At 61.4% G+C, this 21,110-nt stretch carries 19 protein-coding genes and 1 other RNA gene; 4 read left to right on the forward strand and 16 right to left on the reverse strand.

Translation table 11 applies throughout. The features are described from left to right. The 16 genes from ftsA to rsmI all read right to left on the reverse strand — a co-directional run bounded on the left by ftsA (window position 1) and on the right by rsmI (window position 17,326). Entirely contained in the window at window positions 1–1,260 is a 1,260-nt protein-coding gene (gene ftsA / locus AC3WN7_RS04800) for a cell division protein FtsA (protein WP_007972611.1), read from the reverse strand. A gap of 15 nt (window positions 1,261–1,275) precedes the next feature. Continuing rightward, a complete protein-coding gene (locus AC3WN7_RS04805; RefSeq protein WP_095965529.1) occupies window positions 1,276–2,145 on the reverse strand; it encodes a cell division protein FtsQ/DivIB in 870 nt (289 codons plus the stop codon). Window positions 2,146–2,149: 4 nt separating this feature from the next. Next, the gene (locus AC3WN7_RS04810) at window positions 2,150–3,133 is read right to left on the reverse strand and encodes a D-alanine--D-alanine ligase (RefSeq protein ID WP_095965530.1); all 984 of its coding nucleotides are present in this window, start codon (window positions 3,131–3,133) and stop codon (window positions 2,150–2,152) included. Continuing rightward, window positions 3,130–4,590, reverse strand: coding sequence for a UDP-N-acetylmuramate--L-alanine ligase (gene murC, locus AC3WN7_RS04815; RefSeq protein WP_007989894.1), 1,461 nt, complete (start codon window positions 4,588–4,590; stop codon window positions 3,130–3,132). The genes AC3WN7_RS04810 and murC overlap by 4 nt, the downstream gene beginning before the upstream one ends. Continuing rightward, window positions 4,583–5,653, reverse strand: a complete 1,071-nt coding sequence (murG, locus tag AC3WN7_RS04820) for an undecaprenyldiphospho-muramoylpentapeptide beta-N-acetylglucosaminyltransferase (RefSeq protein WP_095965531.1) — start codon at window positions 5,651–5,653, stop codon at window positions 4,583–4,585. The genes murC and murG overlap by 8 nt, the downstream gene beginning before the upstream one ends. Further along, window positions 5,643–6,860, reverse strand: a complete 1,218-nt coding sequence (gene ftsW / locus AC3WN7_RS04825) for a putative lipid II flippase FtsW (RefSeq protein WP_095965532.1) — start codon at window positions 6,858–6,860, stop codon at window positions 5,643–5,645. Before ftsW ends, murG begins: the two co-directional genes overlap by 11 nt. Further along, the gene (gene murD / locus AC3WN7_RS04830; RefSeq protein WP_102673397.1) at window positions 6,857–8,203 is read right to left on the reverse strand and encodes a UDP-N-acetylmuramoyl-L-alanine--D-glutamate ligase; all 1,347 of its coding nucleotides are present in this window, start codon (window positions 8,201–8,203) and stop codon (window positions 6,857–6,859) included. The genes ftsW and murD overlap by 4 nt, the downstream gene beginning before the upstream one ends. A 6-nt stretch (window positions 8,204–8,209) precedes the next feature. Further along, window positions 8,210–9,292, reverse strand: coding sequence for a phospho-N-acetylmuramoyl-pentapeptide-transferase (mraY, locus tag AC3WN7_RS04835; protein ID WP_015096766.1), 1,083 nt, complete (start codon window positions 9,290–9,292; stop codon window positions 8,210–8,212). Beyond that, window positions 9,292–10,659, reverse strand: a complete 1,368-nt coding sequence (locus tag AC3WN7_RS04840) for a UDP-N-acetylmuramoyl-tripeptide--D-alanyl-D-alanine ligase (RefSeq protein WP_102673398.1) — start codon at window positions 10,657–10,659, stop codon at window positions 9,292–9,294. Before AC3WN7_RS04840 ends, mraY begins: the two co-directional genes overlap by 1 nt. Beyond that, window positions 10,652–12,115 (reverse strand): UDP-N-acetylmuramoyl-L-alanyl-D-glutamate--2,6-diaminopimelate ligase, encoded by a 1,464-nt coding sequence (locus AC3WN7_RS04845; RefSeq protein WP_095965535.1) that lies wholly within the window; start codon window positions 12,113–12,115, stop codon window positions 10,652–10,654. Before AC3WN7_RS04845 ends, AC3WN7_RS04840 begins: the two co-directional genes overlap by 8 nt. Beyond that, the gene (locus AC3WN7_RS04850; protein WP_172435711.1) at window positions 12,115–13,854 is read right to left on the reverse strand and encodes a peptidoglycan D,D-transpeptidase FtsI family protein; all 1,740 of its coding nucleotides are present in this window, start codon (window positions 13,852–13,854) and stop codon (window positions 12,115–12,117) included. The genes AC3WN7_RS04845 and AC3WN7_RS04850 overlap by 1 nt, the downstream gene beginning before the upstream one ends. Continuing rightward, a complete protein-coding gene (ftsL, locus tag AC3WN7_RS04855) occupies window positions 13,854–14,147 on the reverse strand; it encodes a cell division protein FtsL (RefSeq protein ID WP_007998257.1) in 294 nt (97 codons plus the stop codon). Before ftsL ends, AC3WN7_RS04850 begins: the two co-directional genes overlap by 1 nt. Then, window positions 14,144–15,091 carry a 16S rRNA (cytosine(1402)-N(4))-methyltransferase RsmH gene (rsmH, locus tag AC3WN7_RS04860; protein ID WP_007972589.1) on the reverse strand — a complete coding sequence of 316 codons (948 nt, stop codon included), beginning with the start codon at window positions 15,089–15,091 and terminating at the stop codon, window positions 14,144–14,146. Before rsmH ends, ftsL begins: the two co-directional genes overlap by 4 nt. Next, the gene (gene mraZ, locus AC3WN7_RS04865) at window positions 15,088–15,543 is read right to left on the reverse strand and encodes a division/cell wall cluster transcriptional repressor MraZ (protein ID WP_007917012.1); all 456 of its coding nucleotides are present in this window, start codon (window positions 15,541–15,543) and stop codon (window positions 15,088–15,090) included. The genes rsmH and mraZ overlap by 4 nt, the downstream gene beginning before the upstream one ends. A gap of 448 nt (window positions 15,544–15,991) precedes the next feature. Beyond that, an RNA gene (gene rnpB, locus AC3WN7_RS04870) (RNase P RNA component class A) lies at window positions 15,992–16,345 on the reverse strand. Window positions 16,346–16,420: 75 nt separating this feature from the next. Further along, a complete protein-coding gene (gene rsmI, locus AC3WN7_RS04875; protein WP_173862045.1) occupies window positions 16,421–17,326 on the reverse strand; it encodes a 16S rRNA (cytidine(1402)-2'-O)-methyltransferase in 906 nt (301 codons plus the stop codon). 177 nt (window positions 17,327–17,503) lie between these two features. On the opposite strand from rsmI, the gene AC3WN7_RS04880 reads away from it, so the two are divergent. The 4 genes from AC3WN7_RS04880 to AC3WN7_RS04895 all read left to right on the forward strand — a co-directional run bounded on the left by AC3WN7_RS04880 (window position 17,504) and on the right by AC3WN7_RS04895 (window position 20,950). Next, the gene (locus AC3WN7_RS04880) at window positions 17,504–19,315 is read left to right on the forward strand and encodes a penicillin-binding protein activator (RefSeq protein ID WP_095965537.1); all 1,812 of its coding nucleotides are present in this window, start codon (window positions 17,504–17,506) and stop codon (window positions 19,313–19,315) included. After that, on the forward strand, window positions 19,315–19,677 hold the full coding sequence (locus AC3WN7_RS04885) for a YraN family protein (protein ID WP_095965538.1): 363 nt from the start codon (window positions 19,315–19,317) through the stop codon (window positions 19,675–19,677). Before AC3WN7_RS04880 ends, AC3WN7_RS04885 begins: the two co-directional genes overlap by 1 nt. Before the next feature lie 104 nt (window positions 19,678–19,781). Next, window positions 19,782–20,375: a phosphoheptose isomerase gene (locus AC3WN7_RS04890; RefSeq protein ID WP_007972584.1), complete on the forward strand. Its 594-nt coding sequence runs from the start codon at window positions 19,782–19,784 to the stop codon at window positions 20,373–20,375. Beyond that, window positions 20,372–20,950, forward strand: a complete 579-nt coding sequence (locus AC3WN7_RS04895; RefSeq protein WP_095965539.1) for a BON domain-containing protein — start codon at window positions 20,372–20,374, stop codon at window positions 20,948–20,950. Before AC3WN7_RS04890 ends, AC3WN7_RS04895 begins: the two co-directional genes overlap by 4 nt. The last annotated feature ends 160 nt before the right edge of the window (window positions 20,951–21,110 follow it).

A 21,110-nucleotide genomic window follows, 5' to 3' on the forward strand; every position in this document is an offset into this window, starting at 1 on the left:
TCAGAAATTGCCCTGGACCCACTTCTTCAGGCGGTCCAGCAGCGGAGCCTGTGGCTCTTCGTTGCTGTAGCTGTCGCGGCTGCCGATGCCCGAGAACGAGATGCCGTCGGACTGCTTCTGCAGGCCGTACATCAACAGGCCGACGCCGGTGGAATAGATCGGGTTGCGGACCACGTCATCCAGACCTTTCACACCATGCGGTACACCCAGGCGCACTGGCATGTGGAAGATTTCCTCGGCCAGCTCGGTAGCGCCTTCCATCTTCGCGGTACCGCCGGTCAGCACGATGCCGGCCGGGATCAGGTCTTCGTAGCCGCTGCGGCGCAGTTCGGCCTGGATCAGCGTGAACAGTTCGTCGTAGCGCGGCTCGACCACTTCGGCCAGGGCCTGGCGGGACAGTTCGCGGGGCGGACGGTCGCCAACACTTGGCACCTTGATGGTTTCACCGGCACCGGCCAGTTTGGCCAGGGCGCAGGCGTAGCGAATCTTGATTTCTTCGGCGTACTGGGTCGGAGTGCGCAACGCCATGGCGATGTCGTTGGTCACCTGGTCACCGGCAATCGGGATGACCGCGGTGTGACGGATCGCACCTTCGGTGAAGATCGCGATGTCGGTGGTACCGCCACCGATGTCCACCAGGCACACGCCCAGCTCTTTCTCGTCATCGGTCAGCACCGAGTAGGCGGAAGCCAGCTGCTCGAGAATGATGTCGTCGATTTCCAGGCCGCAGCGACGCACGCATTTTTCAATGTTCTGCGCGGCATTGACGGCGCAGGTGACCACGTGGACCTTGGCTTCCAGACGCACGCCGGACATGCCCAGCGGCTCGCGGACGCCTTCCTGGTTATCGATCACGTAGTCTTGCGGCAAGGTGTGCAGCACGCGCTGGTCAGCCGGGATCGCCACGGCCTGGGCAGCGTCGAGCACGCGCTCGAGGTCGGCCGAGCTGACTTCGCGATCACGAATCGCCACGATGCCGTGGGAGTTCAGGCTGCGGATGTGATTGCCGGCCACGCCGACGAATGCCGAGTGAATGCGGCAACCGGCCATCAACTGCGCTTCTTCGATGGCGCGCTGGATCGATTGCACGGTGGATTCGATATTCACCACCACGCCTTTTTTCAGGCCACGGGATGGATGGGTACCGATCCCGACGATTTCCAGCGTGCCGTCGTCCGCGACCTCGCCTACCAGCGCCACCACCTTGGAGGTGCCGATATCGAGACCGACGATCATTTTGCCGCTTTGCACGTTTGCCATGGGTCCTGCCTCTTCTTAATTCTTCGCGACAGCGGGTTGGGCTGCCGTGGGCGCTACAGGTTCCCGCCAGCCAACGGCGAGGCCGTTGGCGTAGCGCAGATCGATGCGCGCAATGTTCGTAATCTGTTCTTTGAGCGTCTTGTCATAGATGGCGATGAAGCGGCGCATCTTTTCCACCTGGTTGCCGCGTCCGAGCAGCAGTTCGATCCCCGGGCCGGCACTGCCGGGTCCGGTGGTCAGGAACCAGCTGCCGCGTTCACGCAATTCCAGGCGTGCAATCGAGAAGCCCAGAGGCCGGAGCATCTGACTCAACACCTGGTACTGCTGCATCACCTGCTGCTGGGCCCGCTGCGGGCCGAACAGCTGGGGCAAATGTTCGTAGTTCGCCAGCTCGCGCGGGGTGAAGGCCTGGCCCTGGTTGTTCAACAGCGATTCGTCACCCCAACGGGCCACCGGCAGTTGTTCTTCCAGGCGGATCACCACTTGATCCGGCCACACCCTGCGCACTTCGGCGTGGGCAATCCATGGCATCGTTTCAAGCTCGGTACGCATGCTCGCCAGGTCGATGGTGAAGAAACTCGACGCCACGTACGGGGCGATCCGCTGCTGCACCGCTTGCTGGCTGATGTAACTCAGGTCGCCCTGCACGTTGATTTTGGTGATCGGCCGGTCGGCATACGGCAACAAGCGTGTCGCGCCTTCGTAAGTACCGAACCCCAACGCCACCAGCAGTACCGGCCAGAACAACGCTTTGAGAAAACCGAAGTTGGCTTTCGGCAGGCGCGCGGACATCGGCTCTTTGGCCACCATTCGGCTGGCACCCCGCGGTACCGGCTTGCGGCCGGTCGGTGCGGTAGGCTGATGTCTGAGCTGGGCGCCTTGCATGGCCTTAACCTCTCGTCGACTCTTGGTGACCGGCAGCATTGCCGGCAACGCTCTCGGCCAGAATGGCCAGGACCAGTTGCTGGAAATCCAGACCGGCGGCACGGGCCGCCATCGGCACCAGGCTGTGATCGGTCATGCCCGGTGCGGTGTTGACTTCCAGGAACCAGAACTGCCCTTCGGCGTCTTGCATCACGTCTGCCCTGCCCCAACCGGCGATACCCAGCGCTTCACAGGCTTTCGCCGTGAGTTCCATGAGTTCCTGTTCCTTGGCGCTGTCCAGACCGCATGGAATGCGGTACTGGGTATCGTTGGCGATGTACTTGGCGTCGTAGTCGTAGAAGCTGTGCGTCGTGCCCAGGGCAATCGGAGGCAACACCTGGTCACGCAGGGTGGCGATGGTGAACTCCGGACCGTGAATCCATTGCTCGACCAACACTTGCGAATCGTAGGTACTGGCCGCTTTCCATGCGTCGATCAATTCGGACGCGGAACTCACTTTGGCCATACCGATACTTGAACCTTCATGGGCCGGTTTGACGATCAAAGGGAAGCCCAGTTCCGTCGCTGCCGAAATACAATCGGCCTCGCTGCAAAGTACTGCGTGACGTGGCGTCGGAATGCCCAGGCTGTGCCAGACCTGCTTGGTGCGCAGTTTGTCCATCGCCAGGGCCGACGCCAGGATGCCGCTGCCGGTGTACGGAATGCCCAGGCATTCGAGCAGGCCCTGCATGCTGCCGTCTTCACCGCCACGACCGTGGAGGATGATGAAGGCGCGGTCGATCTTTTCGCTCTGCAGACGCTGCAGCAGGTCATCGCCCACGTCGAGGCCGAACGCGTCGACACCGGCACTTAGCAGCGCGTCGAGAACCGCGTTGCCCGACTTCAGGGACACCTCGCGCTCGGCACTCTTGCCGCCGAACAGCACGGCGACGCGGCCGAAGTCTTTCGGCGCGATCGTGGAGACCAGGTTGGCGTAGGCAGCAGTCATTTCAACTTCCCCTTCTCCGGTGCGGCAACGGCACCGGCGAACAACTCACTTTTCAATAGTTTTGGTGCGAGACCGCCGATATCACCGGCGCCCTGGCACAGCAGGATGTCGCCGGCACGCAGCAGCGGCTTGACCACAGGCGCGAGGTCGACACCACGCTCGATGTAGATCGGGTCGAGCTGACCACGCTGACGGATGCTGTTGCACAGTTTGCGGCTGTCGGCACCCGGAATCGGCTCTTCGCCGGCCGGATAGACCTCCATCAGCAGCAGTACGTTGGCGTCGGCCAGCACATTGACGAAATCGTCGTAGAGGTCGCGGGTGCGGCTGTAACGGTGTGGCTGGTAGACCATCACCAGGCGGCGCTCCGGCCAGCCACCGCGCACGGCCTTGATCACAGCCGCGACTTCGGTCGGGTGGTGGCCGTAGTCATCGACCAGCATCACGTTGCCGCCGTCCACCGGCAGTTCGCCGTAGACCTGGAAGCGTCGGCCGACACCCTGGAAGCCGGACAGGCCCTGGACGATGGCTTCATCGCTGACGCCTTCGTCGGTGGCGATGCAGATGGTTGCCAGTGCGTTCAAGACGTTGTGGTTGCCCGGCATGTTCACCGACACGTCCAGCGGCTCGCGGTCAGGGCGCAGCACGGTGAAGAAGGTCTGCATGCCTTGCTGGCGCACGTTGATGGCGCGCACGTCGCAGTCTTCGCCGAAGCCGTAGGTGACGGTCGGACGCTTGACCTGCGGGAGGATTTCACGCACCACCGGATCGTCCAGGCACACCACTGCCAGACCATAGAACGGCAGGTTGTGCAGGAACTCGACGAAGGTTTTCTTCAGCTTGTTGAAGTCACCGTCGTAGGTCGCCATGTGGTCGGCGTCGATGTTGGTGACCACGGCCACCAGCGGCTGCAAGTGCAGGAAGCTGGCGTCGCTTTCGTCGGCTTCGGCAATCAGGTAGCGGCTGGTGCCAAGCTGGGCATTGGTGCCCGCGGCATTCAGGCGGCCACCGATGACGAACGTCGGGTCCAGGCCACCGGCGGCGAACACCGAGGCGATCAGGCTGGTGGTGGTGGTTTTGCCGTGGGTACCGGCAACGGCGATACCGTGGCGATAACGCATCAGCTCAGCCAGCATCTCTGCACGCGGTACCACCGGAATGCGGCGTTCCAGCGCAGTAGCGACTTCCGGGTTGGACGTGTTCACGGCGCTCGACACCACCAGTACGTCAGCGGCGGCGGCGTTCTCGGCGCGGTGGCCGATGAAGATCTGCGCCCCGAAGGATTCCAGGCGCTCGGTGACCGGGGACGCCTTCAGGTCGGAGCCGGACACGGCATAACCCAGGTTCAGCAGCACTTCGGCGATCCCGCACATGCCCACACCGCCGATACCGACGAAGTGGATGCGACGGATGCGGCGCATTTCCGGTTGAGGCATGGCTTTCTGACTCTCAACCATGGGCCACCTCCAGGCAGCTATCGACGACGTTACGGGTGGCATCGGGTTTGGCCAGGCGGCGTGCCGCGGTAGCCATTTCGTTGAGTCGTTGTGGTTGCATCAGGACCTCTGTCAGGCGAGCGGCAAGATCCGCTGCACCAGTCGTTCTTTGTGGCATCAGGAAGGCTGCGCCTTCACGGGCCAAATATTCGGCGTTGCGGGTCTGGTGATCGTCGATGGCATGGGGCAAAGGCACCAGCATCGAGGGCAGACCGGCGGCGGCCAGTTCACTGATGGTCAGCGCACCTGCGCGACAGACCACCAGGTCGGCCCAGCTGTAGGCTTGGGCCATGTCTTTGATGAAGGGCTGCACCTGCGCCTCGACGCCAGCCGCGCGATAGCGCTCTGCAGTCACTTCATCGTGGTTTTTGCCGGCCTGATGGAACACTTCCGGACGCAAATCGGCAGCGACTTGCGACAGGGCTTCAGGCAGCAACTTGTTCAACGGCTCTGCGCCCAGGCTTCCGCCCAGGATCAGCAAACGCGCCTTGCGACCGGCCAGGGCAGGTCGCGATGTCTCGAGGAACAGCTCGGTGCGCACCGGGTTACCGGTGGTCCGGCGGCTGTCCGACAGGGTAAAGGTGTCGGGGAACGCTTCACAGACTCGGGCGGCCAACGGCACCAGCAACCGATTGGCGGTACCGGCCACGGCGTTCTGTTCATGAACGATCACCGGCACACCGGCCAGTTTGGCTGCGACACCGCCAGGGCCGGTCACAAAGCCACCAAAGCCCACGACGCAGACCGGTTGCAGACGGCGAATGATCGTCCGTGCCTGCCAGACCGACTTGAACAACATGAACGGTGCCTTGAGCAGGGACAATTTGCCCTTGCCCCGCAGACCGCTGGCGTTGATCCGGTGCAGTTCGATGCCGGCTGCCGGCACCAGATCGTTCTCGATGCCACGCGGGGTACCGAGCCAGTGCACGGTATAGCCGCGCGCCTGGAATTCGCGGGCACAGGCCAGCGCCGGGAACACGTGGCCCCCGGTGCCGCCGGCCATGATCATCACGTTAGCGCCCATGGTGCGGCTCCTCGGCGAAGTCGCTCTCATGGAACTCCATCTCCTCGCTGCCCAGGTGGGTTCGACTTTCCCACTCGATGCGCAGCAACAAGCCGAGACAGGCACAGCAGATCACCAACGAACTGCCGCCGTAACTGAGGAACGGCAGGGTCAGCCCCTTGGTCGGCAACAGGCCGACGTTCACGCCGATGTTGATCAGGAACTGGCCGATCCACAGGAACGACAGGCCGTAGGCAACATAGGCGGCGAAGAACTGCTTGGCCTTCTCGGCCCACAGTCCGATGTACATGCCACGAATACACACGAAGACAAACAGTGCCACGGTGCACAACGAACCCACCGCGCCCAGCTCTTCGGCCAGGACCGAGAACACGAAGTCAGTGTGGGCCTCAGGCAGGTAGAACTGTTTCTGCACGCTGTTGCCCAGGCCAACGCCCAGCCATTCGCCGCGACCGAAAGCGATCAATGCCTGGGACAACTGATAACCGGCACCGAACTGGTCGGCCCACGGGTCGGCGAAGTTGGTCAGGCGCGCCATCCGATACGGCTGCATTTGAATCAACAGCACCACCGCGCCGACGGCCAGCACCACCATCAGGGAGAAACGGAACAGCCCGACGCCGCCAAGGAACAGCATTGCCGCCGCCGCCCCCATCATCACGACGGTGGCACCGAAGTCCGGCTCCATCAGCAGCAGACCCGCCATCGGCAACAGCACGATGAACGGCTTGAAGAAGCCCATCCAGCTTTCACGCACTTCTTTCTGGCGACGCACCAGATAACCGGCGAGGTAGATCACCACGAACACCTTGGCGATCTCGGAAGGCTGGACGTTGAAGAAACTGAAGCCGATCCAGCGCATCGAGCCGTTAACCTCACGGCCGATCCCCGGAATGATCACCATGATCAGCAAGCCGAAAGCACCCAGCAACATCAGCCAGCCCAGGCGCTGCCAGGTGGCGATCGGGATCATCATGGTGACGATGCAGGCACCCAGGCCCAGCACCACGTAAATAAGGTGGCGGATCATGTAATACAGCGCGCTGCCCGACTGCACGGCCGCCACTTCGGTCGATGCCGAGGCAATCATGATCAGTCCCAGGCCGAGCAGCGTCAGGCAACCGGCGAGCATCGGGAAGTCGAGGTCGATACCGCGCCCGGTGATGAGCGGCGATGGATACGGCTTGATGATGCCTTTGAGGCTCATGCCAGATCCTCCACGGCTTGGACGAACTGGTGACCACGGTCTTCGTAGTTCTTGAACATGTCGAAGCTGGCGCAGGCTGGTGACAGCAGCACCACGTCGCCCGGCTGGGCGGCGGCGCGGCATTGTTCGACGGCTTCGACCAGGGAAGCGACGCGGATCAGCGGAACGGCGTCGCCAATGGCGTCGCCGATCTTGTCCGAGTCGCGGCCCATCAACACCACGGCGCGGCAGTTGGCCGCTACCGGATCGCGCAGGTCCTTGAACTCGGCACCCTTGCCATCACCACCGGCGATCAGCACGACCTTGCCGTCGATGTCCGCGCCCAGGCCTTCGATGGCGGCCAACGCGGCACCGACGTTGGTGGCCTTGGAGTCGTTGTAGTAACCCACGCCATCAAGGTCGCGGACCCATTGGCAGCGATGCTCGAGACCGGCGAAGGTGCGCAGGCTCGACAGCATGGCATCGAACGGCAGGCCGACCGCATGGCCCAAGGCCAGGGCCGCCAAGGCGTTGGACTGGTTGTGGGCGCCACGAATCTTCAACTCACGCACCGGCATCAGGTTCTGGAATTCGAAGGCCAGGTATTTCTCGCCGTCTTCTTCACGGATGCCGAAGGCTTTGAAGTCCGGTTTGCTCAGGCCGAAGGTCCAGCACGGTTGGCCCTCACCCATCAACGGACGGCTCAGGGCATCCTGGCGATTGACCACAAACTGTCTGGCACCACGGAAGATCCGGTGCTTGGCCAGGTGATAGGCCGGCAGACCGCTGTAACGGTCCATGTGGTCTTCGCTGACATTGAGCACGGTCGCCACTTCGGCGTTGAGTTGATCGGTGGTCTCCAGCTGGAAACTCGACAACTCCATCACGTACAGCTCGACGTCGTCGCGCAGCAGATCCAGGGCCGGTGTACCGAGGTTGCCACCGACGGCAACGCGCTTGCCCGCCGCCGCTGCCATTTCGCCGACCAGGGTGGTGACGGTGCTTTTCGCGTTGGAACCGCTGATGGCCACGATCGGCGCCTTCGCGTTACGCGCGAACAGCTCGATGTCACCGGACAATTTCACGCCACGGGCGGCGGCGGCCTGCAGGGCCGGGGTCGCCAGCGCCAGGCCGGGGCTCACGTAGAGCTCGTCGGCGCGGCACAGGAATTCGACGTCCAGCTCGCCACAACGCACTTCCACGTGCGGATAGTCACGCTTGAGCGTGGCCAGTTCCGGTGGATTTTCCCGCGTATCGGCCACAGCAAACGCCACGCCCCGGTTCGCCAGGAAGCGAACCAGGGACATGCCGCTCTTGCCGAGGCCGACAACGATGCGGAAGTGGTCAGAAGCGATCAGAGACACGAGTTTCTACCTCAGCTTCAGGGTGGCAAGGCCGATCAGCACGAGAATCACGGTGATGATCCAGAAACGGACGATCACTCGTGGCTCAGGCCAACCCTTGAGTTCAAAGTGGTGGTGAATGGGCGCCATGCGGAATACGCGGCGACCGGTCAGTTTAAAAGAGGCGACCTGAATGACCACTGACAGGGTTTCCATCACGAACACGCCGCCCATGATAAACAGGACGATTTCCTGACGGACGATCACCGCGATGGTGCCCAGGGCCGCGCCCAGCGCCAGTGCGCCGACGTCACCCATGAAGACTTGTGCCGGATAGGTGTTGAACCACAGGAAGCCCAGACCGGCGCCAATCAGTGCGCCGCAGAACACGATCAGTTCGCCCGCGCCCGGTACATAGGGAATCAGCAGGTATTCGGCGAACTTCACGTTACCCGACAGGTAGCAGAAAATGCCCAGGCCGCCGCCCACCATCACCGTCGGCATGATCGCCAGGCCGTCGAGGCCGTCGGTCAGGTTGACCGCGTTGCTCGAACCGACAATCACGAAATAGGTGAGGACGATGAAGCCTGCGCCCAGTGGAATGCTGTAGTCCTTGAGCATCGGCAGGATCAGCGTGGTTTCCACCGGCGTGGCGGCAGTCATGTAAAGGAAGATCGCCGCGCCCAGGCCGAACACCGATTGCCAGAAATACTTCCAGCGGCTTGGCAAGCCACGGGAGTTTTTCTCGATCACCTTGCGGTAGTCGTCGACCCAGCCGATGGCGCCGAACAGCAAGGTCACCAGCAGTACGACCCAGACGTAACGGTTGCTCAGGTCAGCCCAAAGCAGGGTACTGACGCCGATGGACGACAGGATCAGCGCACCGCCCATGGTCGGTGTGCCCGACTTGGACAGGTGCGACTGCGGGCCGTCATTGCGAACGGATTGACCGATCTGACGGTTCTGCAAAGTGCGGATCATCCACGGGCCGTAGCACAGCGACAAGACCAGCGCGGTCAGTACACCGAGAATCCCGCGCAGGGTCAGGTACTGGAAGACCGCGAAGCCTTTGTAGAACTGTTGCAGATACTCCGCTAGCAGCAGCAGCATTAATGTTTCTCCAGGCTGGACCCGCACAAGGCGGCGACGACGTTTTCCATCGCAGCGCTGCGCGACCCCTTGATCAAAATGGTGGTGTTTGTGTCTTGCTCGGCGCCCAGGGCATTGATCAGTTCAGCCTGCGTGCTGAAGTGAAAAGCCTCTGGACCGAATGCCTTCACGGCGTGAGCCATCATTGGCCCGACGGCGTACAGCGCGCAAACCTTGCCACGGGCGTACTCGCCCACGTCGCGGTGCCCCTGCTCCGCCCATTCGCCCAACTCGCCGATATCCCCGAGCACCAGGACGGTGCGACCGGAAAAGCCGGCCAGTATATCAACGGCAGCGCACATGGAGGTGGGGTTGGCGTTGTAAGTGTCATCGATCACGCGCATGCCATTGCTGGCCAATTGCGCGACAGTGCGACCCTTGACCGGTTGCACCGCACCAAGACCGGTGGCGATACCGAACAGCGACACACCCAGGGCATGGGCGGCAGCGGCGGCGGCCATGGCATTGGCGACGTTATGGGTGCCGAGCAGGTTCAGTTGAACGCGCTCTACACCTTCAGGGCTGTGCAGATTGAATGCCGGGCAGCCACGGGCATCGGTGGCCAGGTCACTGGCGTAGAAATCGGCACTGGTGTTGCTCAATGCAAACGTCAGCACCTTGCGAGCACCGGCACGCGTCTTCCAGATACCGAATGCCTTGTCGTCGAGATTGAGCACTGCGACGCCATCGGCCTCCAGCCCTTCGATGATCTCACCCTTGGCTTCGACGATTTTTTCCGGGCCACCGAACTCGCCGACGTGGGCGGTCCCGGCATTGTTGAGAATGGCCACGTGTGGTTTGGTCAGGCCAACGGTGTAGGCAATTTCACCGAGGCGCGATGCACCGAGTTCGATCACTGCCGCCGTATGCTCCGGCGCCAGTTCGAGCAGGGTCAGCGGCACACCGAGGTCGTTGTTCAGGTTGCCACGGGTCGCCAGTACCGGGCCACGGGTGCGCAGGATGCTCGCCAGCATTTCCTTCACCGTGGTCTTGCCGCTCGAACCGGTGACAGCCGCGACCGGATGGGTGTAGGCGGCGCGATTGAGCGCACCCAACTGCCCGAGTGCCTGACGAGTATCGCTGACCAGTAACTGCGGCAGTGTGCTGTCGGCGACTTCGCGCTCGACCAGCGCGGCCACGGCGCCCAGGGCAGCGACTTCATTCAGATAATCATGACCATCGAAGCGCGGACCGGTCAGGGCAATAAACAGCTGACCCGGCTTGATGGCGCGGCTGTCGATGCTGACGCCGTCGAAACTGGCATCGGTCGACACCAGGCGAGCATTCAGCGCGCCGGTCAGCTCGCTCAGTTGCAAGGCCTTAAGCATGGGCCACCTCCCATGCGGTCAAGGCATGATCGGCCTCGACCAGATCGGAAAAGGCATGACGCTCGCCGTTGATTTCCTGATAGTCCTCGTGACCTTTGCCGGCCAGGACAATCACGTCGTCCACCGAGGCACTGGCGATCAGCCGGGCAATCGCCTGACCACGACCGGCAACGAACTCCACTTTATCCACAGCCGTGAAACCGGCGCGGATGTCATCGAAAATCACCGATGGATCTTCAGTGCGCGGGTTGTCATCGGTCACCAGCACGCCATCGGCCAGGCGCTCGACAACTTCGGCCATCAACGGACGCTTGCCGCGATCGCGGTCACCGCCACAGCCGAACAGGCACAGCAACCGACCCTTGGCGTGTGGACGCAGGGCCGTCAGGACTTTTTCCAGGGCATCCGGGGTGTGAGCGTAATCGACTACCACCAGGGGTTGAGTGCCGCCGCCGAGGCGCTGCATGCGACCGGCCGGGCCTTCGAGCTTCGGCAGCACCTTGAGAATTTCGTCCAGTGCGTAATCCAGGCCAAGCAAGGCGCCAACCGCTGCAAGCACGTTGCTCAGGTTGAAACGGCCGAGCAAGGTACTGCGTAGATGGTGTTCACCCTGCGGCGTGACCAGCGTGGCGCGCACGCCTTCGTCGTCGAACTGCGCTTCACGGCAATAGAGGTAGGCACTGCTGTCGAGCAGGCTGTAGGTGATCAACCGCGATTCACGTTTTTCAGCAGCCAGTTGCCGCCCGAAGTCGTCGTCGAGGTTAACCACCCGGCATTTCAGATCGTCCCAGGCGAACAGCCTGGCCTTGGCTTCACCGTAGGCCTGCATGGTGCCGTGGTAATCCAGATGATCGCGAGACAGGTTGGTCATCACCGCCACGTCGAAGGCCAGTGCCGTCACGCGGCCCTGGTCCAGACCATGGGAAGAAACTTCCATCGCCACGGCTTTGGCACCGGCCTTTTTCAGGTCGCCCAGCGTCGCCTGCATGGCAATCGGGTTCGGCGTGGTGTGCAGGCCGCTTTCCAATGCACCGTAGAAACCGCAACCGAGGGTGCCGACGATGCCGCAGTGCTGACCAAGCAGATCCAGCGCCTGGGCAACCAGTTGAGTGACACTGGTTTTGCCGTTGGTGCCGGTCACGCCGATCAGGTTCAGATGATGGCTTGGCTCGCCATAAAAACGTCCGGCGATGTCCGACAACTGAGCGGCCAGCCCTTTGACCGGAATCAAGGGAACCTCGGTGATTGGCAGCACAGTGGCGCCCTCCACCTCATAGGCCACCGCAGCCGCGCCGCGTTGCAAGGCGTCGGCAATGTGCGCACGCCCATCGAATTTCCCGCCCGGCACGGCGAGGAACAGATCGCCCGCTCGCACGTTGCGGCTATCCAGGGCGAGCTCGCGAATCAGTAGATCGTGGCCGGCGTGAGGGAAAATCTTGTTCAGGCTCAGAGACATCAGCCGCGCCCTCCATTGGCTTTCAGCGGAACGACCGGTGTTGCGTTCGCTTGTTGAGTAGGTGGCAGGTTGTCCGGCGTGATGTTCATCAGGCGCAGGGTGCCCGACATCACGCGGCTGAACACCGGCGCGGAGACCAGGCCACCGAAGTAGCCGGCTTTGGTCGGTTCATCGATTACGACCACGATGGCGTAGCGTGGATCGCTCATCGGGCCGAAACCGGCGAACAGCGAACGGTAGGAGTTCTCGGCGTAACCCTTGGTGCCAACCGAGGTTTTACGCGCAGTACCCGACTTGCCACCCACGTGATACGCCGGCACCTGCGCACGGAACACACCGCGCGGGGCTTCGATCACTTGTTGCAGCATGGTTTGCATGGTTTTCGCGACAGCTTCTGGCAATACCTGCGTGGTTTGCGGTGCCTTGTCGGTCTTGATCAGGGTCAGCGGCGCGAGGCGGCCGTTGTTGGCCAGGGCCGAGAAGGCGTGGACCAACTGGATCGCGGTCACGGAAATACCGTAGCCATAGGACAGCGTGGCGGTTTCCGCCTTACGCCATTCGCGATAATTCGGCAGGTTGCCAACGCGTTCACCCGGGAAGCCCAGGCCGGTGTCCTGGCCGAGGCCGAGTTTCTGCGCCAGACGGAAAATGGTTTCGCCGCCGATATCGAACGCGACCTTGCTCATCCCGACGTTACTGGAGTTGATCAGGATGCCGGTCAGGTCGAGCACCGGGCCTTCGGTCTTGGAAACGTCCTTGATGGTGTACTTGCCAATCTGCAAGGAGCCCGGATACACCTCGACGGTGTCGCTCGGTTTCCAGCGACCGGTTTCGATGGCGGCGCTCATCGAGATCGCTTTCATGGTCGAACCCGGCTCGAACACGTCGATCATCGCGCGGTTACGCATCATCGCCGGCTGCAGGCTGCGACGGTTGTTCGGGTTGTAGGTCGGCTGGTTGACCATCGCGAGAATCTCGCCGGTCTTCACGTCCATGATCACCAGGCTGCCGGCCTTGGCGCCGTTCTCGATGATCGCGTTACGCAATTCGCGGTTGGCCAGGTATTGCAGGCGCAGGTCAATGGACAACGCCAAGGGCTTGCCGGCCTTGGCGTTTTTGGTGACCTGGACATCCTTGATCAGCCGGCCGCGCCGGTCCTTGATCACCTGACGCTTGCCGGGAACCCCGGCCAGCCATTCGTCGTAGGCCAGTTCGACGCCTTCACGACCATGATCGTCGATGTCGGTAAACCCGACCATATGGGCGGTGACTTCGCCGGCAGGATAAAAGCGCCGGAACTCTTCGATGCCATAAACACCCGGCACTTTCAGATCGAGCACAGCCTGGCCCTGCTCCGGGGTCAGCCCGCGCACCAGATAAATGAATTCTTTGTTGGCCTGGGCTTCGAGTCGTTCGGCCAGGGCTTTAGGGTCCTGCCCCAAGGCAGCCGCCAGTGCCGGCCACTTCTCTTTGGCCGTTTGCATTTCCTTGGCATTGGCCCAAAGGGTGGTGACCGGAGTACTCACGGCCAAAGGCTCGCCGTTACGGTCGGTGATCAGGCCACGGTGAGCCGGAATCGGAATATGACGAACACTACGGGCATCGCCCTGACCTTTAAGGAAGGCACGGTCGACCACTTGCAAATCGATGATGCGCCAGGCAATCGCGGCCACCATGATGCCGAGCAAGCCCAGCACCAGGCGGAACCGCCAAGGAAAGAGTGCACCTTCGAGTTTCATCATGGCGCCACCATCTTCACGTCAGCGGCACCGGGGATGTGCATTTTCAATTGTTCGGTGGCCAGCACTTCGATACGGCTGTGGGCGGTCCAGGTGCTCTGCTCCAGAATCAACCGCCCCCACTCCGCCTGCGCCTTGTCGCGCACGCTCAATTCGTTGTACAGCGAATTCAATAGTTGACGGTTCCAGTGCGCGCTGTAGGACACGCCGATGGCCGAAACGAGCACGCCGACAAACAGCAGCAGCATGAAGAAGCTTCCGCCGGGCAATGGCTTGGCGAAAAGCTTGCTCACCGCAGCTTCTCCGCCACACGCATGACTGCGCTTCGCGAACGTGGGTTGGCTTTGAGTTCGGCGTCAGAGGCCGTCTGCGCTTTGCCATGGACTTTGATTTTCGGTTCGAAGGCGACATGCCGAACCGGCAGGTTGCGCGGCAGGTTGTCGGCTTCGCCTTTCACCAGCTTGCGCATGAACAGTTTGACGATACGGTCTTCCAGCGAATGGAAGCTGATCACCACCAGGCGACCGCCCACTTCCAGGCACTCCAGCGCGGCTTCGAGACCGGTTTCCAGATCACCCAGTTCGTTGTTGACGTGAATGCGCAGGCCCTGGAACGCGCGGGTTGCGGGGTTCTTGCCCTTTTCCCATGCCGGGTTGGCGACCTTCAGGACTTCTGCCAGGTCACCGGTGCGTTCGAATGGCTTGATGTCGCGGCGCTCGGCCACGGCACGGGCCATGCGGCCGGAGAAACGCTCTTCGCCGTATTCCTTGAACACCCGGGCGATTTCTTCCACAGGTGCGGTGTTGACGAATTCGGCGGCGCTGATGCCACGGGACGGATCCATGCGCATGTCCAGCGGGCCGTCGTTGAGGAAGCTGAAACCGCGCTCAGGGTCGTCGAGCTGTGGCGAAGACACGCCCAGATCCAGCAGAACACCGCTGACCTTGCCGGCCAGACCGCGTTCGGCGACTTCCGAACCGAGCTCGGCAAAGCTGCGCTGCACAACGACAAAGCGGCCGTCTTCGGCCGCTAGCGTCTGCCCGGTGGCAATCGCTTGTGGATCTTTATCGAATCCGAGCAAGCGACCATCGGGACCGAGCTGGCTGAGGATCAACCGGCTGTGCCCGCCGCGCCCGAACGTACCGTCCAGATAGCAGCCATCAGGACGTACGGCGAGAGCCTCGACGGCTTCGTCAAGCAGTACGGTGATGTGGTTAAAGCCGCTATCAATAGTCACAGGATCAAATCACGCAGTTCATCAGGCATCGCGCCCGGTTGTTGAATAGCAGCCAGGTCAGCGGCAGAAACCGCGTTCCAGGCATCCTCGTCCCACAATTGGAACTTGTTCAGTTGGCCTACCAACATCGCGCGCTTATCCAACTTGGCATATTCACGAAGACGCGGCGGAACCAGAAAACGACCACTGCCATCGAGCTCGAGATCGACGGCATTACCAATCAGTAAACGTTGCAGGCGGCGGTTCTCTTCGCGAAGCGAAGGCAGTGCGCGCAATTTGGTTTCAATAATTTCCCACTCATCGAGGGGGTATACACACAAACAAGGATCAACGGCATCAATTGTCACGATCAATTGACCGGAACTACGCGAATCAAGCTCGTCACGGTACCGGCTCGGCATTGCGAGACGGCCCTTTGCATCGAGACTGATAGCGTTGGCTCCGCGAAACACGTCAGCGTTTCTCCAAATTCTAGCGTTTTGAGTTCAAAAAACCCACTTCATGCCACTTTCCGCCACTTGCGCACACTATAGGAATGCGCCCACCACACCGTCAAGGCGCGGATTAAAGGAAAACCCTTACAGAACTGAGATTTAGGATCATTAGCGGAGGGGTAGCGAGAATCCGGCACATGAAACTGCCCGATAACTTGAATCAGCGCAGGAGGCTGCGTTCGGAAGTTAAAGTATTTTATTAAGAGTAAGATTTTTTTGGTATTACAAAAGAGGTTCTGCGGATGAATGTGTAAGGAGAGAAACCGGTGCTGCGTGGAGTTTATGCGATTCCTACAAGCGCGGGCTAATCGATATCACAAAACCGCTTCTCCCGACGCTTGTGCAAGGAGGGAAATTGCTATCACCATTCCCCTTGCTCAATGATTTAAGCAGGAGGGAGAAAAAGGTGGAGAGTCGATCTGTAAGCCGGGTTCTGTCTTGAACAGTCATTCGTCTACGATGGCCATCACTGGACATCTTTAGCAACCTACCCGGTCCCAGCGCGGGCCACGCCTTGGGACCCTATTTGGTCTTGCTCCAAGTGGGGTTTACCTAGCCACGAACTGTTGCCAGACGTGCGGTGCGCTCTTACCGCACCTTTTCACCCTTACCGGCGCCGAAGCGCTTAGGCGGTTATTTTCTGTGGCACTTTCCGTAGGCTCACGCCTCCCAGGCATTACCTGGCACTTCGCCCTATGGAGCCCGGACTTTCCTCCCCCCCCTAATTTTCATAGAGGGCAGCGACTGTCCGATCGACTCTCCGCCGCGAAGGTTACCGGCAGAGCGCCCGAAGAACAAGCGTTAAGCGCCGGTGCGCACGCCTGCGCGTCGGGTTTTACTCGCCCTTCTGCTTATCCAGCGCGATCTGGTACAGCACATTCTTTCGTTCACCGGTGATTTGCGCCGCCAAAGCCGCCGCACGCTTGAGCGGCATTTCTTCGAGCAACAAATTGAGGATACGCATCGCCTCGCTGCTGACAGCGCCCTCCTCCTCGGGGGCAGACCAGCCCGCCACCAACACTACGCACTCGCCGCGCTGCTGATTGCCGTCCGACTCGACAAACTCGCGCAGCTCGGCCAAAGGCAGCCCCTTGAGGGTTTCAAACGTCTTGGTCAGCTCACGGGCAAGCAGTGCCGGGCGCTCAGGGCCGAACACCAGTTCCATATCTTGCAGGCATTCGAGTATGCGATGCGGGGCCTCATAGAAGATCAATGTGCGAGGCTCTTCCTTTACCTGTTCGAGGCGCGCTCGCCGGCCCACAGCCTTGGCCGGCAGAAAACCTTCGAAAATGAAACGGTCGGAAGGCAGCCCCGCCGCCGACAACGCCGCAATCAGGGCGCAGGCACCCGGAACCGGCACCACATTGATCCCCGCAGCCCGGGCCTGCCGCACCAGGTGATACCCCGGATCGGAAATCAGCGGCGTTCCGGCGTCAGAGATCAATGCCACGTTGTCACCGGCAAGCAGACGCGTGATAAAGCGACTACCTTCATCCCGCTCGTTGTGTTCATGACAGGCGGCCAATGGCGTCGAAATGCCGAAGTGTTGCATCAAGCGCTGCGAATGACGGGTGTCTTCCGCGGCGATCAAGGCCACTTCACGCAGAATCTTCAGCGCCCGCGCACTGATGTCATCCAGGTTGCCGATGGGCGTCGCCACCACATAAAGCGAGCCAGCAGCGGAATTCAAAGCACCTGGAGCAGTCAAAGCGCACACCTCATGATCGGTAAAAGTCGCCATTGTAGCGCGTAGCGACGCTCATGCTACGCGCATGCAATCGCGCCATCGGCGAGCGTTTGTGCGCTGGCGCAACATTTACACCAGCTAAATTGATCGATTCACGCCAGTAACATCGCGCCCCGGCCAGTGCTTGGGTACAATTCCACGCTAATTTGATCGAGTATCAGGAACGCTTACATGATCGCTTGCCTGCGGCTGTTATCTGCCCTCTGCCTCGCTGCCTTGCTGGCAGCTTGCGCCAGCTCGCCCTCGTCCAGCCTTGGCGAACTACCACGGACACCGGACGCCAGTATCGAGCAACTGCTTGAGAAGGCCGCCCAAAGCAAATCTGCGGAAGATGCCGCCCTTCTGCGCTTGAGCGCTGCCGACCTGGCCTATCGCCAGGGCAATGCCGGCCAGTCCGCGCAAATCCTGCAACAGGTCCCGGTCGAGCAGCTCAAGCCGGGCCCGCAGATTTTCGCCAACACCCTGGCGGCTGAACTGGCCATGACCCGCAATCAGCCCAAGGCCGCACTGGCCGCCTTGAGCCACCCAAGCATGCAATACTTGAGCGAACTGCCCGAGGAACAACAGGTCCGCACCGGCACTGTTCACGCCCGCGCCCTGGAGGCCGATGGCCAGACCCTCGCCGCCGCTCGCGAGCGCATTTCCATTGCCCCGATGCTTGAAGGTGAAGCCGCGAGCAAAAACCATGAAGCGATCTGGACCCTGATCGCCTCGCTGCCGACCGAGCAGTTGCAGCCGAACGCCAGCGACGATCTCGGTGGCTGGATGGCCCTGGCCCTGGCCGTGAAATCCGCCGGCACCCTGGAGCAGCAACAGGCCGCCATCGACAACTGGCGCGCGCAGAATCCGAAACACCCGGCCGCCCTTCAATTGCCGCAGCCACTGACCCAACTCAAGGAACTGGCCAGCCAGCCCCTGAGCAAGATTGCCCTGCTGCTGCCTCAGGAAGGCCAGTTGGCCTCGGTTGGCAAAGCATTGCGCGACGGTTTCATGGCTGCCCACTACCAGGCACAACAGGCCGGGCAGAAACCACCTGCCATCGAGTTTTATGACAGCTCGCGCCTGACATCCATGGACGAGTTCTACCGCAAGGCCCAGGCCGATGGCGTGCAACTGGTCGTCGGCCCGCTGGAGAAGCCGCTGGTCAAACAGCTGAGCACTCGCCCACAACTCCCGATCACCACCCTGGCACTGAACTACAGCGAAGGCGATCAGGGCCCGGCGCAGTTGTTCCAGTTCGGTCTTGCCGCTGAAGACGAAGCCCGTGAAGTGTCGCGCCGCGCTCGCGCCGACGGCCTGCATCGCGCAGCCATCATGGTGCCGAAAGGCGAATGGGGCGACCGCGTGCTCAAGGCGTTCAGCCAGGATTGGCAAGCCAATGGCGGTACCATCGTTGCCACCGAACGCGTCGACCAACCGGTCCAGTTGGCCCAGCAGATTGCCGACATGTTCCAGCTGCGCCAGAGCGAAGGTCGCGCCAAGAGCCTGCAAAGCACTGTTGGCTCGCAAGTGGCAGCCCAGCCGTCGCGCCGCCAGGACATCGAATTCATCTTCCTCGCCGCCACGCCGCAACAGGCCCAACAGATCAAGCCGACCCTGAACTTCCAGTACGCGGGCGATGTACCGGTCTACGCCACCTCTCACGTGTTCAGCGCCAGCGGCGACGTCAACCAGTACAACGACATGAACGGCATTCGTTTCTGCGAAACACCCTGGCTGCTGGACGCCAATGATCCACTGCGCCGCCAGGTCACCGCCCAGTGGCCACAAGCCGCCGGTAGCCTGGGGCGTCTGTACGCCATGGGCGTGGACGCCTATCGACTGGCGCCGCGCCTGGGCCAGCTGAAGTCTCTGCCGGACAGCCGCATCGACGGTGAGTCGGGCAGCCTCGGCATGACTCAGAGCCAGCGGGTCGTGCGCCAGTTGCCATGGGCCCAGTTCGCCAATGGTCAGATCCAGCGCCTGCCGGACACCGCCCGCTGATGCCTGACAGGTCACGCCAGCAAAGCGGTATGGATGCCGAGCGCCACGCGCTCGAGCATCTTCAACAACAGGGTCTGCGCCTGCTGGCGCAGAACTGGTTGTGCAAACGCGGCGAGCTTGATCTGGTCATGCTAGATGGCGATACAGTAGTATTCGTTGAAGTCCGCTACCGAAAAGACACTCAATGGGGTGGCGCGCTCGATAGCATCGATGAGCGCAAACGGCAAAAGCTGATTTTCGCCGCGCAATATTTTCTTCAGCGCGAGTCGCGCTGGGCCAATTCCCCTTGCCGCTTCGACGTGATTGCCATCGACAGCCATCTCGATCAGCTGAACTGGCTACAGAATGCCTTCGATGGCTGATCACCGGCATCACGAACCGGACACTATCACCCAACACTTTTGCTCTTTGCTTTGCGGGCTGCACATTCACGTGCCGAACAGCCGCGCTAATTAAGGTCACACAGATGGACATGCAATCCCGAATTCGCCAGCTTTTTCAGGCCAGTATCGACACCAAGCAACAGGCGATGGAAGTTCTTGCACCGCACATCGAGCAAGCCAGCCAGGTCATGGTCAACGCCCTGCTCAACGAAGGCAAAATGCTTTCCTGTGGCAACGGTGGCTCAGCCGGCGACGCCCAGCACTTTTCGTCCGAGCTGCTCAATCGCTTTGAGCGCGAGCGCCCGAGCCTGCCGGCCATCGCCTTGACGACTGACAGCTCGACGATCACCTCGATCGCCAACGACTACAGCTACAACGAAATCTTCTCCAAACAGATCCGCGCACTGGGCCAACCGGGCGATGTGTTGCTGGCTATCTCCACCAGCGGCAACTCGGCCAACATAATTCAAGCGATCCAGGCCGCACATGATCGCGAAATGATTGTCGTAGCATTGACGGGACGTGATGGCGGCGGCATGGCGTCGCTGCTGTTGCCCGAGGACGTGGAGATTCGCGTACCGGCCAACGTCACCGCTCGTATTCAAGAAGTCCACCTGCTGGCGATCCATTGCCTTTGCGACTTGATCGACAGCCAATTGTTCGGGAGTGAAGAATGACCCCTAATCGCCTTGGCCTACTGGCCTTGACTCTGTGCCTCGGCATCAGCGGTTGCACCTCGGTGGTGACTGCCAGCCGTGAAGCACCCATTGAAGATGACCGCGGCACTCGCACACTGGGCAGCAAGATCGACGACTCCCTGATCGACACCAAAGTTGGCGTGAACATCGCCAAGGCCGACCCGGCCCTGGACAAGGACTCGCACATCGTCGTCACCAGCTACAATGGTGTCGTGCTGCTCGCCGGGCAAACGCCACGCGCAGACCTCAAGGCCAAGGCTGAACAGGCTGCCGCCGCGGTCCAGCGCGTGAAGCAGGTGCACAACGAGCTGCAAGTCATGCCCCCTTCCTCGCTGCTGGCGCGCCAGAATGACACCTGGCTGACCACCAAGATCAAGACCCAGATGCTCGCTGACGCGAACATCCCTGGTTCGCGCATCAAGGTCGTCACTGAAAACGGCATCGTCTACTTGCTGGGCCTGCTGACCAAACAGGAAGCTGCGCAGGCGACCAACCTGGTGCAAGGCGTCTCCGGCGTGCAGAAGATTGTGAAGCTGTTCGAGTACATCGACTGATCCACATCTTGTAGGAGCGAGCTTGCTCGCGAAAAACGTCCGGTGAATGCGCTCATTCAGACAGCCCGCGTCATCGTTCACGCCCATCGCGAGCAGGCTCGCCCCCTACATCGTTTGAAGGTGGTGAAGTAATAAAAAAGGCGATCCATCCGGATCGCCT

The sequence above is a fragment of the Pseudomonas sp. FW305-70 genome, from assembly GCF_058783925.1.